The sequence below is a fragment of the Lichenibacterium ramalinae genome (assembly GCF_004137085.1).
Classification (GTDB): Bacteria; Pseudomonadota; Alphaproteobacteria; order Rhizobiales; family Beijerinckiaceae; genus Lichenihabitans; species Lichenihabitans ramalinae.
In genome coordinates this window covers 76,650-91,376 of record NZ_QYBC01000008.1, presented here as the reverse complement: position 1 = coordinate 91,376, position 14,727 = coordinate 76,650, and the positions used below count along the sequence as shown (strand labels likewise).

General features: G+C 69.8%; 15 protein-coding genes and 1 tRNA gene. 5 read left to right on the top strand and 11 right to left on the bottom strand.

Features of this window, described 5'->3' with window-relative positions; genetic code table 11:
- Positions 1-43 precede the first annotated feature (43 nt).
- Positions 44-1,759: an FAD-dependent oxidoreductase gene (locus D3272_RS11010; protein WP_129219221.1), complete on the top strand. Its 1,716-nt coding sequence runs from the start codon at positions 44-46 to the stop codon at positions 1,757-1,759.
- A gap of 133 nt (positions 1,760-1,892) precedes the next feature.
- Here the strand turns inward: D3272_RS11010 and D3272_RS11005 are convergent, their stop codons facing one another.
- Positions 1,893-2,243 (bottom strand): spore coat protein, encoded by a 351-nt coding sequence (locus D3272_RS11005; protein WP_129219220.1) that lies wholly within the window; start codon positions 2,241-2,243, stop codon positions 1,893-1,895.
- Positions 2,244-2,606: 363 nt separating this feature from the next.
- Between D3272_RS11005 and D3272_RS11000 the strand changes: the two genes are divergently transcribed.
- Both D3272_RS11000 and D3272_RS10995 read left to right on the top strand, forming a co-directional pair.
- Entirely contained in the window at positions 2,607-2,816 is a 210-nt protein-coding gene (locus D3272_RS11000) for a hypothetical protein (RefSeq protein ID WP_129219219.1), read from the top strand.
- Positions 2,817-3,000: 184 nt separating this feature from the next.
- A tRNA-Leu gene (locus D3272_RS10995) sits at positions 3,001-3,085 on the top strand.
- Between the two features lie 31 nt (positions 3,086-3,116).
- Here the strand turns inward: D3272_RS10995 and D3272_RS10990 are convergent.
- The 4 genes from D3272_RS10990 to D3272_RS10975 all read right to left on the bottom strand — a co-directional run bounded on the left by D3272_RS10990 (position 3,117) and on the right by D3272_RS10975 (position 7,458).
- Complete coding sequence (locus D3272_RS10990; protein WP_129219218.1) at positions 3,117-4,844, bottom strand: hypothetical protein; 1,728 nt, start codon at positions 4,842-4,844, stop codon at positions 3,117-3,119.
- A 465-nt stretch (positions 4,845-5,309) separates the two neighbouring features.
- Positions 5,310-5,810, bottom strand: coding sequence for a xanthine phosphoribosyltransferase (gpt, locus tag D3272_RS10985; protein ID WP_129219217.1), 501 nt, complete (start codon positions 5,808-5,810; stop codon positions 5,310-5,312).
- Positions 5,811-5,850: 40 nt separating this feature from the next.
- Positions 5,851-6,597: a competence/damage-inducible protein A gene (locus tag D3272_RS10980; RefSeq protein ID WP_129219216.1), complete on the bottom strand. Its 747-nt coding sequence runs from the start codon at positions 6,595-6,597 to the stop codon at positions 5,851-5,853.
- 3 nt (positions 6,598-6,600) lie between these two features.
- Entirely contained in the window at positions 6,601-7,458 is an 858-nt protein-coding gene (locus D3272_RS10975; protein ID WP_129219215.1) for an FkbM family methyltransferase, read from the bottom strand.
- Positions 7,459-7,620: 162 nt separating this feature from the next.
- Between D3272_RS10975 and map the strand changes: the two genes are divergently transcribed.
- Together map and radC are read left to right on the top strand one after the other, a co-directional pair.
- Entirely contained in the window at positions 7,621-8,466 is an 846-nt protein-coding gene (gene map, locus D3272_RS10970; protein ID WP_129219214.1) for a type I methionyl aminopeptidase, read from the top strand.
- Complete coding sequence (radC, locus tag D3272_RS10965) at positions 8,463-9,179, top strand: RadC family protein (protein WP_129219213.1); 717 nt, start codon at positions 8,463-8,465, stop codon at positions 9,177-9,179. Before map ends, radC begins: the two co-directional genes overlap by 4 nt.
- An 83-nt stretch (positions 9,180-9,262) precedes the next feature.
- Here radC and D3272_RS10960 read toward each other — a convergent pair whose 3' ends face one another.
- The 6 genes from D3272_RS10960 to D3272_RS10935 form a co-directional block, all read right to left on the bottom strand.
- A complete protein-coding gene (locus D3272_RS10960; protein WP_129219212.1) occupies positions 9,263-9,622 on the bottom strand; it encodes a hypothetical protein in 360 nt (119 codons plus the stop codon).
- Between the two features lie 158 nt (positions 9,623-9,780).
- Positions 9,781-10,218, bottom strand: a complete 438-nt coding sequence (locus D3272_RS10955; RefSeq protein ID WP_129219211.1) for an EVE domain-containing protein — start codon at positions 10,216-10,218, stop codon at positions 9,781-9,783.
- Positions 10,219-10,252: 34 nt separating this feature from the next.
- Entirely contained in the window at positions 10,253-11,248 is a 996-nt protein-coding gene (locus tag D3272_RS10950; protein WP_129219210.1) for an NAD(P)H-dependent glycerol-3-phosphate dehydrogenase, read from the bottom strand.
- On the bottom strand, positions 11,248-12,306 hold the full coding sequence (gene tsaD, locus D3272_RS10945) for a tRNA (adenosine(37)-N6)-threonylcarbamoyltransferase complex transferase subunit TsaD (RefSeq protein ID WP_129219209.1): 1,059 nt from the start codon (positions 12,304-12,306) through the stop codon (positions 11,248-11,250). The genes D3272_RS10950 and tsaD overlap by 1 nt, the downstream gene beginning before the upstream one ends.
- Before the next feature lie 62 nt (positions 12,307-12,368).
- Positions 12,369-12,818 carry a hypothetical protein gene (locus tag D3272_RS10940; protein ID WP_129219208.1) on the bottom strand — a complete coding sequence of 150 codons (450 nt, stop codon included), beginning with the start codon at positions 12,816-12,818 and terminating at the stop codon, positions 12,369-12,371.
- A 246-nt stretch (positions 12,819-13,064) separates the two neighbouring features.
- The gene (locus D3272_RS10935; RefSeq protein ID WP_129219207.1) at positions 13,065-14,516 is read right to left on the bottom strand and encodes a porin; all 1,452 of its coding nucleotides are present in this window, start codon (positions 14,514-14,516) and stop codon (positions 13,065-13,067) included.
- Positions 14,517-14,727 lie beyond the last annotated feature (211 nt).

Below are 14,727 nucleotides of genomic sequence, written 5' to 3'. Positions count from 1 at the left end.
AAATCCCGCTCGGCGACCATCCAGGCCCGGGACCGCGCATCCGATGACGAAACGCAAGCTTGTGGTGGTCGGCAACGGCATGGCCGGAGCGCGGGCCGTGGAGGACGTGCTGGCGCGCGGCGGCGATGCCCTGTTCGACATCGTCATGTTCGGCGACGAGCCCTACGGCAATTACAACCGCATCCTGCTCTCCGGCATCCTCAACGGATCCAAGACGGCCGACGACATCCTCATCAACACGCCCGCCTGGTACGCAGAGACTGGCGTCAAACTGCACAGCGGCGACCGCGTCGTGGAGATCGACCGCGCCGCCAAGACGGTGCGGTCGGCGGCCGGCACGGTGGAACCCTACGACGTGCTGTTGATCGCCACGGGCAGCAAGGCCTTCGTGCCGCCCTTCAAGGGGGCGATGGACGCCGACGGGCGGATGAAGCCGGGCCTCTTCGCCTACCGGACGCTGGACGACTGCCACGGCATCGCGGCCTTCGCCCGGACGGCCCGCAAGGCCGTGACGATCGGCGGCGGGCTCCTCGGCCTCGAGGCCGCGCGGGCGCTCGGCGGCCTCGGCTGCGAATCGCACGTCGTGCACCTCGCCGGCCACCTCCTCGAACTGCAGCTCGACGCCACCGGCGGCGGCATGCTGCGCCGGACGATGGAAGGCTTCGGCCTGCACGTCCACACCGGCAAGGCCACGACCGAGATCCTCGGCGAGGACCGCGTGTCGGGCCTCGCCTTCAAGGACGGGACGACGATCGACTGCGACATGGTGGTGGTGGCGGCCGGGGTGCGGCCCAACAGCGAGATCGGCCTGCGGGCGGGACTGACCGTCGAGCGCGCCATCGTGGTCAACGACCACATGCAGTCCATCGACGACCGCTCCGTCTACGCGGTCGGCGAATGCGCCCAGCACCGCGGCAAGGTCTACGGCCTCGTCGCCCCCCTGTGGGACCAGGCCAAGGTCTTCGCCGACCACGTCACGGGCCACGACGCGCAGGCCGCCTACCAGGGCTCCAAGCTCGCCACCAAGCTGAAGGTGATGGGCGTCGAACTCGCCTCCATGGGCATCACCGAGCCCAAGGACGAGCACGACGAGGTGATCCAGTTCGCCGAGCCGAAGCGCGGCACCTACAAGAAGCTCATCGTGCGCGACGGGCGGCTCGTCGGCGGCATCCTGATGGGGGAGATCTCCAAAGCCGCCTACCTGATGCAGGCCTTCGACCGCGACGCCCCCCTGCCCGAGGAGCGCCTGGCGCTGCTCTTCGACCTCGGCGCCGCGCCCCAGGCGGTGTCGCCCGAGGAGATGCCGGCCGAGGCGCGCGTCTGCAACTGCAACGGCGTGTCCAAGGGCGCCATCGGGGCCGCGGTCGCGTGCGGGCACCGCGACGCCGCCGCCGTCATGGCGGCGACCCGGGCCGGCATGGGCTGCGGGTCCTGCAGGGGGCAGGTCGAGGCGCTGACGGCCTATTTCGCCGACCAGGCGCCCCCGCTGGCCGTCGCGCCCGAGGTCCCGGACGAGCCGTCGCGCCTCGACGGCCACGTCCAGGCCCGCATCCTGGAGGACGGCACCTTTTCGCTGGTGCCCGACACCGCGGACGGCCATTGCACGCCCGCGCAGCTGCTGCGCATCGCCGAGGTGGCGGTCAAATACAACGTGCCGGGCGTGAGGCTGATGGCCCACGACCGCATCGATCTCGTCGGCGTGCCCAAGGACGACCTCGCCCGGATCTGGGACGAACTCTACCTCGCGGCGGCGGAATAGCCGCAACCCGCCGGGACGTCGCGGCACATCCTCCGCGACGTCCCTCTGCGCTCGCCACGACGCGTCCGCCCGAGGCGGAGGCGTCGCGCTGGTGTTCGACGGTCAGGCGAAGCTGCCCGACCCCGTCCGGGCTTCAGTAGTAGCCATAGGCTCCGTAGCCGCCGAAGCCGTAATAGCCTCCGTAGCCGCCATAGCCGCCGTAGTACCCGAGGAACCCGCTGTAGTAGCCGAAGTAGCCACCATAGCCGTAGTAGCCGCCGTAACCGTAGTAGCCACCATATCCATAATAGCCACCGTAGCCGTAGTAGCCGAGATAGCCACCATAGCCATAGTAGCCGAGGTAACCACCGTAGCCGTAATAGCCGAGGTAGCCGCCGTAGCCATAGTACCCGTAATAACCACCGTAGCCGTAAGAGCCGCCATAGCCGTAGTAGCTGTAGGCTCCACCATAGCCGTAGTAGCCGCCGTAGGAAGCGTAGCCCATGTGCCCTCCGCCGAGTGTCGCGGGTGATCCCTATCGTCGAGACGACGATCCCAGAAAACAACGCCGATCTCGGACTGTCAAACGCCGCGCGTCCGACGATGTATCCTGGCGAGTGGCGAGGGGATGTTGCGATGGGCCGTCGGTGTACCGAGGCTGCCCTCAGCTCGGCTACGGATCCCGACGGGCGGAAGGAGAGACGTGCGGGGAAATGCCGGATCCGCGGCTGCCGCGCCGGCGTGCCTCCGGGCGAACCGACCGGCCCGGCCCCGCGTTGCTTGGCGGTCATCGGGCCGAGTGCCGCCGCCGACGGCGGAACCCACGGTCAGGATGGCGCTCGCCATCATCATAAGATATCTGACCCCCATGCCAGCGACAGCCACAGAGCACCAGCGCGAGTTGATGCGGACCTTGCACCGCCTGCACGACGGCGACGAGGTCGCCATCTGCGCGGCCTACGCCCAGGCCGAGGCCGACGGGCGCGCCTTCCGCAAGCACGGCAGCTTCCGCCTGTCCTCCGAGGACTACGCCCGCGCCCTCCTGGCGGACGGACGCGCCAAAGGCTGGCTGAAGTGACGGGCGCTACGCCTTAGGAGGGCCGCCCTCCCCCGTGGGGCCGACGTCTCGACTCAAGGCCGGCGCCCGCCTTAGGCGTGTCCGGCCGGCAACCCGCAACACCACCGTCGGCGCTGTCGGCGCCCGTGACCTGGAAAGTGGTTTCCCGCCTCGGGACGGCCGTGCTACTCCTCGCGGCGCTTCAGCGCGCTTGGCGAAATTGGTAGCCGCAGGGGACTTAAAATCCCCCGCCTCCGGGCTTGGGGGTTCGAGTCCCCCAGCGCGCACCACCGGCGCGACGACGGCCCGGCGGCCACATTGTCAATGCCCCTCTTCGGGGTGCGGCTCGACGGTCAGCGGCGCCAGCACGAGATCGAAGGTGGCGCCCCAGAAGGGGTACGTGGAAGCCTGGTGCAGGCTGATCGACTGGACCTCGAGGTCGTGCAGGCTCTCCTCGTCACCGGCCGCCAGCGCCACGAAGTCGTCGGCAGAGCGTATCGAGGGCGACAGCAGGAAGCCTTCCGCCATCCCGGCGACCATTCTGAAACGTTCGTGGTCCCCCGTCACGAAGGTCACGTCCATGAACAGGGACGGGCGCTTGAAGACGACCGAAAGAAGCTGCCCGGTCTTCAACGGGTGGAACTTGAACGTGGCCCAGATGTCGGGCACCGCCCCGGGAAGACTGATCGGCGTGTCGAAGGCATAAGTGCCGCGCGAGATCTCCGTCCCGATCCTGGCATGGTGGTCGGTCGACGAGCGCTGCAGGACGACGTAGGCGTCGGCGCGGCCCTTAATGTCGTAGTGGGACAGCAGCCCCGGCCAACTGGCGCCATCCTCGAGGTTGGGGTAGTGGCCGTCGATGGGGCCCACGCTGAACAGGACGGTGTCGGGTGCGTCCTTGCCTTCCAGGTGGCGGGCATTGAGCGCCGCCAGGGTCGGAGTGTAGGCGGAATAGCTTTGGATCACCGGGCGAGGATGCCAGTCGAGGTCTGAGGCCAGCAGGGCGCCGGTGTCGGTCGGGTAGATGTCGACCGTCCCGGACAGCTGCGGGAGGTTGAGCGCTTGCTTCAGGGCAGCCTTGCGGGCGCTGTAGTCGGCAAAGAGCCTGTCGGGATGGCCGACCCGCATCGCGAGGCCCGAAGCCGAGTCGGAGACCACCGTGGCGAAGGTGGATAGCACCGTGCGGACATCCGCCGGAACATAGGTGCCGGCGATCATGGCCCAGGCCAGGAGCCCGGAGGCGAGTCCCAGCGCGGCCCCGCGCGCGTCGTCGTGGAGGAACACCAGGAGCCCGATCAGGCCCAGGCTGGAGCCGGCGATGAAGCCGTGGCCGTCATGGCGCACGAAGGCGGCCTTGAGCACCACGGTGCAGATCCCGAGGACCGCGAGGGCCCTGACGAGACGGTGCTCCGGATTCGCGCGATAGGCCAGGGTGGCCAGGAGGAGCGCCACGGGGATGTAGACGACGAGGTCCGCGGCGTTTCCCCAGACCGACATCGCTTCCGTGTAGCCGCGGGCGATCTCCGACTGGCGCGACAGGTAGACGGGCAGGTTCGCCAGAGCCTGCCCGGAGCCGACCCAGGCGAGGAGGGTCGTGGCGGCCGTGATCGCCGGAAGGGCGACGGCCCAACCGGGCCTGCGGGGGAAGAGAGCCACGACGGCAAGCGCCGTGCAGAAGCCCACCGGCAGTGTGGCGGTCCCCTTGATGAGCGGCAGCAGGCCGTCCACCAGGGCGACGAGGATGATGCCGATCGCCCAAGCCAGCGTCGGTGGGTTGCCGCGGCAGGACGCGAACACGAGGGAGATGGGCACGGCGAACAGTGCCGCATCCCTCACGGCGAGGTTCGCGATCAGCACCGGGAGAAGAAGGAGATAGGGCTTGCGGCCTCGCGTGGCCGTCAGCACGAACCCCGAGACCAGCCCCGAACAGAACAGCGACGACAGGACGACATAGAGCGTATCGTGGCCTGGATCGTGCAGGCCTGCATATAGGAAGCCGAGTGGCCCGAAGGTGAAGACGATATCTCGACCGAAGGACAGGTGCCGCAACGATGCGTCGTCGATGCCCCATCGCCAGGAGCTATCCAGGTCGGTCGCCGGCAATACAGGCGTGAAATGAACCCAAGCGAGAATGCTGATGATGACGGAGACAACGACACAGACCGGGATGAAAACAGGCCTGTAGTCGACCTGTGGATTGAAGTTACGATTTGAGATCTTCGTCACTGCCCATCTCCAGCCGAATCAACGCCGGTGGTACCTGGGTGCCCATTACCATCGGGTGCTGACGGGAGATAGACGGACGGGCCATCTCGCGGCGGTGGATGGCAGGCGGCGCCCCGTCTCGGCCTCGAGGCTGTGGCGAAGCCGCCGTCCGGCGGCGTGAGCCGGGGGATTTCGCCGAGGACGCGCCGACGGGTCGGACCCCGCCCGTCCCCGTCCGGCTCGCCTGAGCCGGCGCGTGTCATGCCGTCGCTGAAGCGCGCCAGCTCCGGTCGGGATGCGGGACCGGCCTCAGCCGCGTTGCCCCGTGGCGAGCGGCTCCTGGAAGGCGAGGCCCATGTCCCAGGGGAAATAGATCCAGGTGTCCTGGCTCACCTCGGTGACGTAGGTGTCGACCAGGGGGCGGCCGAGCGGCTTGGCGTAGATGGTGGCGAAATGCGCGTTGGGCAGCATGTCGCGCACCTCCTTGGCGGTCTTGCCGGTGTCGACGAGGTCGTCGATGACCAGCACCTTGGCGCCATCGCCGAGGTTCAGCACGGCGTCGGACACGCCCTTCAGCACCTGCAGGCCGCCCTGCGTTTCGTAGTCGTGGTAGCTGGCGATGCAGACCGTCTCGATGGTGCGGATGCCGAGCTCGCGCGCCACGATGGCGGCCGGCACGAGGCCGCCGCGGGTGATCGCCACCAGGGCGTCGAAGGGCCCGGCCGCCGACAGCCGCCAGGCCAGCGCCCGGCAGTCGCGATGGAACTGGTCCCAGGAGACCGGGAAAGCCTTGCTGGCGTGGTCACTCATCGTCGGCCCTCCGTCTCGGTCCCGCGGCGAAGCGTGGGCGCTACACCGGAACCGCGTCGCCCCGCAAGTCCGCCAGCAGGGTTTCCACGGCGGCCGCGGCGGCGGCGACGCGCGCCTCGTCCCGGCCGCGCACCACGATCTGGTTGCGGAAGCCGTCCGGCGAGAAGGACGGGTAGGAGCCGATCGACACCTCGGCATGGGCCTTGGCCAGCGCGCCGAGCCCCGCCGCATAGGCCCCCTCGGGCAGGCCCGCGGCGTCGATGGAGCGCGACACCATGCGGGTGCCGCCGGCGAGACGCGGCGCCACATTGTCCAGCATGTTCTGCATGATGGCCGGTACGCCCGCCATCACGACGACGTTGTCCAGCATGAAGCCGGGCGCCTTCGACACGTCGTTGCGGATCAGGTCCGCCCCGTCGGGGATCCGGGCCATGCGGCGGCGGGCCTCGTTCAGGTCCTCGGGCTTGATGCGTTCCAGCAGCATGGCGATCGCGTCGGGCCGCTCCGAGATGCCGACGCCGAAGGCCTTGGCGATGCTGTCGGCGGTGATGTCGTCGTGGGTGGGACCGATGCCGCCGGTGGTGAACAGGTAGGTGTAGCGGCGGCGCAGCGCATTCGCCGCCGCGACGATCTCCTCCTCGACATCCGGCACGATCCGCACCTCGCGCAGGTCGATGCCCATGGCCATGAGGACGTCGGCGATGGTGCCGATGTTCTTGTCCTTGGTGCGGCCCGACAGGATCTCGTCGCCGATCACTAGGATGGCGGCCGTCACGGGGGTGGACATGGTTCAGTCTCCGCTGGTCCAGGGGCGCTCGTAGATGACGTTGGTGCGGGTCTTCAGCGCGACGGCGTAGCCTTGCCGGGCGATGAGCGCCGGCAGGTCGATGGCCCAGCGGCCCGGCGCGTCCTCGACGATGAGCAGCCGCGGCCAGAGCCGCGCCGCGACGTCGCGGAAGAAGGCCTCGAGGATGAGATCCTCGGCGCCCTCGACGTCGAGCTTGATGGCGTCGATGCGCGCGAAGCCTTCCTCGGCCACGATGCTGGCGAGCGCCTTGGCGGGCACACGCACCGAGGCGCCGAGCCCGTGCGTGCCGACGAGCCGCATGGAAGTCTCGCCCTTGTTCTTGGCATCGATGAACAGCGTCACGTCGCCGTCGCAGTCCGCAACAGCGAGTTCGAGCGCCTTGATCGACGGGAAGCTGTTCTGCCGGATGTTGAAGGACAGGCGCTCGAAGATGTCGCCCTGCGGCTCGATGGCGAGGACCCTGGCGCCCGGGCCGGCCAGCGTGGCGACGAAGAGCGCGTAGCCGCCGACGTTGGCGCCGATGTCGATGAAGACGAAGTCGGCTCCGAGGCGTGCGGCGAGGAAGCGGCGCTCCTGGGGGTCGAAATATTGCGGCGTGAAGAGCAGGTTCTTCTCGGCGACGTTGTGGCCGGGATAGAGCCGCATGCGGGCCCCCAGCGTCTCGACGTCGAGCGGCTGGCCGCCGAGGGCGCGGACGCCGACGGCCCGGAGCGCGAAGGCGAGGCGCTTGCCGGCCCAGTCGGTGCCGCACAGCCGCGCCGTCCGCACCAGGCCGGCCAGCCAGCCCCGGGGCGCGTGGCGCCCGAAGGCGGAAAGGTCGTTCGAGGCTCTGGGCGTCATCGGCCCTGTCTCACGCAACCCGGCGGCCTTGGCAAGCCCGGCGCATCCCGCCCGCCCCTCCCCCCGTCGTCCCGGGCTATCGGCGTTTGAAGTCGGCATCGCGATTGGCTATCGTCGCCGCCAACGCCTTCGGGCTCACCTCCCCCACGCGCTCGGGACTCCATGACCTTCGTCGAAGCTTCGACATCGCCGGGCCGCAAGAACGGCCAGATCAAGATCCACGACGCCGCCGCCTTCGAGGGCATGCGGCGTGCCGGGCGTCTCTGCGCGGAAGCACTGGACCTCCTCGTGCCGGAGGTGCGCCCCGGCGTCACGACGGCGGCGCTGGACAAGCTGGTGTTCGACTTCGCCGTGGCGCACGGCGCCTATCCGGCGCCGCTCGACTACCGCGGCTTCACCAAGAGCATCTGCACGTCGCTGAACCACGTCGTGTGCCACGGCATCCCGGACGACAAGCCGCTGCGCTCGGGCGACATCCTCAACATCGACGTGACCCTGATCGTCGACGGCTGGCACGGCGATTCGTCCCGCATGTACACGGTCGGCGAGGTCCCGCGCCGTGCCGAGCGGCTCATCGAGGTCACCTACGAGGCGCTGATGATCGGCGTCGCGGCCGTCAAGCCCGGCGCGACCACGGGCGACATCGGCGCCCTCATCCAGGACTTCGCCGAGGCGGAACGCTGCACCATCGTGCGGGAGTTCTGCGGGCACGGCATCGGCCGGCTGTTCCACGACGAGCCCAACATCCTGCATTACGGCCGGCGCGGCGAGGGCGTGGTGCTCAAGCCCGGCATGTTCTTCACCGTGGAGCCCATGGTGAACCTCGGCCGCCCGCACGTGAAGGTCCTGGGCGACGGGTGGACCGCGGTGACGCGGGACCGGTCGCTGTCGGCCCAGTTCGAGCACACCGTGGGGGTGACGGAGACGGGCTGCGAAATCTTCACCCTGTCGCCGGCCGGCCTGCACCATCCCCCCTATGCCGAGGCCGGCGCCAGCGCCACCGCATGAGCCGAGGCGACGGCGCCGCACGCGCCGACGCCCGGCCGGAGGACCAGCCCCATGCCGGCCACCGCGACAGGCTGCGCGAGCGGTTCAATGCGGTCGGCGACGCCGGCGTGGCGGATTACGAACTCCTGGAACTGATCCTGTTCCGGGCCATCCCACGCCGCGACGTCAAGCCCCTCGCCAAGGCCATGATCGCGCGCTTCGGCTCCTTCGCCGAGACGATCGCGGCCCGGCCCGAGCGGCTGCGCGAGATCCCGGGCCTCGGCGAATCCGCCATCACGGACCTCAAGGTCGTCGAAGCGGCGGCCCGGCGCCTGACCCGCGGCATCGTCAAGGCCCGCCCCACGCTCGGCTCCTGGACCGAGGTGCTGGACTATTGCCGCGCCGCCATGGCGTTCAACGAGCAGGAGGAGTTCCGCATCCTGTTCCTCGACAAGCGCAACATGCTGATCGGCGACGAGGTCCAGGGACGCGGCACGGTCGACCACACGCCCGTCTACCCCCGCGAGGTCGTGCGCCGTGCGCTGGAACTCGGCGCCACCGCCCTCGTCCTGGTCCATAACCACCCGTCGGGAGACCCGACCCCCTCGACCGCCGACATCCGCATGACCCACGAGATCATCGCCATCGCCAAGCCGATGGGCATCGCCATCCACGACCACCTCATCGTGGGGCGGCACGGCCACAGCAGCCTCAAGGCGCTGAAGTTCATCTGAGGCGGTCGAGGCCGTCTCCGACGGGACCACGGGGCCGGTGCCGCGGCGCGGCGGGCCCGCTCCTCGACGGCGCCACGGCGGCGTCAGTCGGCGGGCGCGTAGCCCCAACGCACCAGGGCGCGCCGCGTGCAGGCCTCGCCGCAGGGCGTGCCGTCGATGGAGCGCACGAGGCCCGCCGCGTCGTCGTAGGTCCCGTCCGGGCCGAGTTCATGCGGCAGGCGGACGACGCGGTCCGGGTCTCCCACCACGAGCGTGAAGGGCGTCTGGACCACGATGCCGGGCGCGACCGCGACGCCGAGGGGCGCCGCCGGCGGGACCACGGCGCTCGGATGCACGGTCAGGCGGCGGACCCGAGCCCCGTGCGGGACCCTGTCGATGTCGGCGCCGGCCGCCGGAGCCGCCAGCAGCATGATGCAGGCGCAGAGCGCCAGTCTGTTGGACATCGTCGCCATCGCCTCACTCCCGGCTGGAGCGCTTTCGCGTCCGGCGATTCGGCTCCGACTCAGAATCGAGAACAGTTTCAGCAGCTTCGACTCGCCGAGGCGAGCCAGGGAAAGCCACTCCTGCACCCGCGTGCGGGGGCACGCGACGGGGAACGGCTTCACCGCTCCGCCTGTTCCTCGGATCTGCTCTCGCCTGCCATCTCCAGCACCACGTCCCATTCGACATCGGTCACGGGCTGCACCGACAGGCGCGAGTTCTTGACCAGCACCATCTCGGCGAGGCGCGGCTCGCGCTTGATGCGGTCAAGCGAGACGGGCGGCAGGTCCCGCACGGCCCGCAGGTCCACCATGCCAAACTTGCCGCTCTCGTCGGTGTGGTCCGGGTAATAGGGCTTGATCACCTCGACGATGCCGACGACGGCCTTGCCCTCGTTGGAATGGTAGAAGAACGCCTGCTCGCCGACCTGCATGGCCATGAGATACTGCTTGGCGACGTGGTTGCGGACGCCGTTCCAGAAGGTGCCGGCGGCACCGGCCTCGACCTGCCGGGCGAAGGACCAGCTCGCGGGTTCGCTCTTCACCAGCCAATGCGCCATGGGGGAACTCTCTCCGGAAATCGGCGGGACGGGGTCAGGCGTCGCCTTCGGCGCGCGCCGGGCGGGCCATCAGGGCGTCCAGGGCCGCGCCCGGCGTCGTCCGCCCGGCGACGAGGGCGGCGACGGCCTCGGCCACCGGCATGTCGACCCCCCGCTGCCGCGCGAGCCGGCACAGCACCGGCGCGGTGGCGACGCCCTCGGCCAGGCGCCCCGCCGCGGCCGCCGCCAGGGAGGCACCCGCCCCCAGAGCGTGGCCGAAGGCGAAATTGCGCGACTGCACCGACGCACAGGTCAGGACGAGGTCGCCCAGGCCCGAAAGCCCCATCAGCGTCTCGGACCGGGCGCCGCTGGCGCGGCCGAAACGGGTGAGTTCGGCGAAGCCGCGGGCGGTCAGGGCCGCCGCCGCGCTGGCGCCGAGCTCCATGCCGGCCGCGACGCCGCAGGCGATGGCGAGCACGTTCTTGGCGGCCCCCCCGATCTCGACGCCGAGGAGGTCGTCGGTATGGTAGAGGCGGAAGGCGGGGCCGGACAGCCCCTCGGCGATGCTGCGCGAGAGTTCGGCCTCGGCGGCCGCGACCGTCACGGCCGTGGGGCGCCGGCGGCCGACGTCGGCGGCGAAGCTCGGGCCCGAAAGGGCCGCCACCGGCTGGCCGGGCCGGGCCGCCGCCAGCACCTCGCTCATCAGCAGCCCCGTCGCGGCCTCGATCCCCTTGGCGCAGAGCACGACGGGCAGGTCCGGCGGGAACGGCGGCAGGGCTGCCAGCGTGGCGCGCAGGTGTTGAGCCGGCACCACCATCAGCACGAGGTCGGCCTCGGCCAGCGCTTCGGCAGGATCGGCACGGGGCAGGACGCCGTCGGCGAGCCCGACGCCCGGCAGGGAGCGCCGGTTCTCGCGTGATGCTTCCATCTCGGCGGCGAGTGCGGCATCGCGCGACCACAGCGTCACGGCCCGGCCCGGGCGGGCCGCCACATTGGCCAGCGCGGTGCCCCAGGCGCCGGCGCCCAGGACGGCGACGTGCCGGAACCCCATCAGGCGCGTCCGCCACCGACCCGTTCGGCCGTCGGGTCCAACGGCCAGCGTGGCCGTGGCGGCACCGTCAGGTCGTCGACGAGACCGAGCTGCAGCCGTTCGATCCCGGCCCAGGCGATCATGGCGCCGTTGTCGGTGCACAGGATCGCCGGCGGCAGCACGAGGCGGATGCCGCTTTCGCCCGCGAAACGCACGAAGGCGCTGCGGATCGACAGGTTCGAGGCGACGCCACCCGCCACCACGATGGCGTTGGGGTGGCCGGCGACGTCCCGGAACAGCCGCAGGGCGGCCCGCGTCCGGTCGATCAGGACGTCGACGGCCGCCGCCTGGAAGGAGGCGCAGAGGTCGGACACGTCGCGCGGCTTCAGCGGTGCCGCGCGCTCCGCTTCGAGGCGCACGGCGGTCTTCAGTCCGGACAGGGAGAAGTCGGGCTTGGCGCGTCCCAGCATGGGGCGGGGCAGCGCGAAGCGGGCCGGGTCGCCGGTCTCGGCGGCGCGCTCGACCGACGGTCCACCCGGATAGGGCAGCCCGAGGAGCTTGGCGGTCTTGTCGAAGGCTTCCCCGACGGCGTCGTCCACGGTGGTGCCGAGGCGGCGATAGTCGCCGACGCCCCGCACCGCGATGAGCTGCGTGTGGCCGCCCGACACGAGCAGCAGGAGATAGGGGAAGGCCACGCCGTCGGTAAGCCGCGCCGTCAGGGCATGGCCTTCGAGGTGGTTCACGGCGATGAGCGGCTTGCGCAGCGCCAGCGCCAGCGCCTTGGCGGTGGTGAGGCCCACCATGACGCCGCCGACGAGACCGGGCCCGGCGGCGGCGGCGATGCCGTCGACGTCCTCGAGGCTCAGGCCCGCCTTGTCCACCGCGCGCTCCACCAGCCGGTCGATCACCTCGACGTGGGCACGGGCCGCGATCTCGGGCACGACGCCCCCGAAGGCGGCATGGTCGGCGATCTGGCTCATCACCTCGTTCGACAGGATGTCGCCCCTGCCGTCCTCGCGCCAGGCGACGACACTCGCGGCGGATTCGTCACAGGTGGTCTCGATGCCCAGAACGCGCATGATGTCCCTTCGGAGGATGCGGCGGGACGGTACCGGAGGCGTCGGGGGGCGACAAGCCGGCGTCAGCCGTCGCAGGTGTGGACGGCAGCCTGCCGGATCCGGGACAGGATCGCCCTGAGCTCCGACTTCTTCGCCGCGATGCCGGCGGCTCCGGCGTCCCGGCACAGCCCGAAGGCCGTGTAGCCCTCCTCGACCGCTTCGCCGAGCTCCCGGTAATATTGGCATTCGGCGATGCGCTCGTTCGCCGCGTCGCCGATCGAGGCGAAATCGGGGCGCCGCGAGAAGGCCCGGTCGAGCTTCGCCTTCACCGTCGGACATTGCTGGACCAGCATGCGGTTGCCGTCGTCCTGGGCCTCCTGGGCCCGGGCGGGGAACAGGGCGCAGGTGCCGAGGACCGCCGCCACGACGACGGATCTCCGCCCGAACAGGTGGGTCACGGTGTTGGCTTTCGGCTTCGGCACGCGAAACCGGCCGTCCTCGGTGGAACGGTCGGCGGAGTCCTCTCCGGGCATGGCCATCTCAGAGAATGAACAGGCCGGAGGTGAAGGGTCGGCTGCGCATTTCGCTCAAATGCGCCAGGAGACCGCCTCTCGTTGCGGAAACAAAGGAACGACGGCTCGAGGCCCGACGGCGAGGCACCCCGCGCGAGCTCGAACGCGACCTGCAGGGTCTCGCGGGCCCGGCCGCGATGGGCCGCCCAAACGGCGAAGCCCGGCGGTTCGCACCGCCGGGCTTCGTGTCGTCGATCCGATGGGATCTTAGAAGTCGCGCTCGACGCGGAGGCGAGCCTCAAACCCGTCGGGGTTCTTGCTGATGCCGACCGGCAGGGCCGTCGCGGCCTGGCCCGGGTTGTGGGCGAGCGTCTGGTCGATATGGGCGTAGAACACCTCGACGCCGAACTCGAGGTTCTTCACGGGATCCCAGAGGAACTGGTTGCCGATGCGATATTCGCTCATGTCGCCGAGGCCACCGAGCGTCCAGTCGATGTTCTTCGCGCGGCCGTAGCTGGACTGCTCGTAGGAGGCGAACAGCACGTCGTGGAAGTTGGGCGTGAAGTAGTGGTTGATGGCAGCCATGACCGAGAAGCCTTCGCTCTTGGCCAGCGTGTAGGCTCCGGTGGTGCTGCCCGGGACGCCGATGGCGATGGCGTCATGGTCGATGTGCTGGAAGCCGCCGAGGAAGCGCGACTGGAAGCCGGCGTTCGCGTAGCCGACCGAGTCCTGGTAGAGGTACGCGCCGTTCTGGTAGGCACCCTGGATCCACAGGTCGTCGCCGGCGGCGAGCATCGGCAGCTTGAGCTGGATGCCGCCCTGCACGGCGAAGCCGTCGTCGTCCTTGCTGGCGAAGCCCTGGCCGTTGGTGCCGGCGAAGGCGCCCGCCACGGTGTTGATCTGGTGGTAGGCGGCGCTCAGCTGAGCCGCACCCCAGGCCTGGTCGAAGCGGATCTGGCCGACGAGGTCGGGGATGGTCTCGCCGCCGTACTGCGCCGCCGAAGCCACGCCGAAGGTGCCGCCCGTGACCGAGCCGATGCCGTCGTTACGCTGGTTGTGATCCTCGACGGCGAACGTGGCCGAGAAGCCGCCGGCGCCCGTGTAGGTGTAGGCGAAGACGTTGTTGCTCAAGTCGGAGTTGGCAATGCCTTCGTAGTTGTAGTTGTCGGCGTAGAAGTCGAAGAACGACTGGACGCGACCGGCCGTGATGCCGGCGAACTGGATGAAGCCCTTGTCCAGATAGGCGAGGTTGCCGCCCTGGTTGGCGAAGGTGTTGGCGCCGCCGGCCGAGCCGCCGCCCTGATACACGCCCTGGAGGCGATCGATCTGGTAGCGGACGTAGGTGCGCAGCGTGCCGTAGGCGGTCTGCGTGCGGGCGTCGGCGGCGAGACGGCCACGGGCGAAGAAGCCCGACGTGTCCTCGTTGCGGCCCGGGATGATCGAGCCGGCAGCGACGAGGCGGGTGGCCTGGCCGATGGTGGCGGTCGGGTAGAACTGACGGGAGTTGTTGATGAACGCACCTTCGACGCGGATCAAGCCGCTGATCTGAAGGCAGGTATCAGTGCCAGGGATGTAGAAGAAGCCTGCGCCGGTCCAATCGCAGACACGGACGTAATCAACAGGCGCTGCCTTCCGAACGGGAAGATCGGCAGCCTGGGCGCCAACGGTGACAGCGAATGCGGCCGCCGAACCGAGAAGAAGGCTCTTACCGAGCTTCATCGTCAAACCTCCAGTATGAATGACCCAACGGGAATGGTGTTGCTTCGTGACCCGCAGCACTCTCGAGATCAGACTGTCTCCAAAGCCGCATCGAACCTTTAGCGCCCCGTGCTCCCTGATTCTGGACCCGCGTCACTCGCCTTTTATCGGTCGTCCGTTTGAGGCGACCAGCGTTAACCCTCGGGCCTTCGAATGCGTGGGGCGTTTCCCC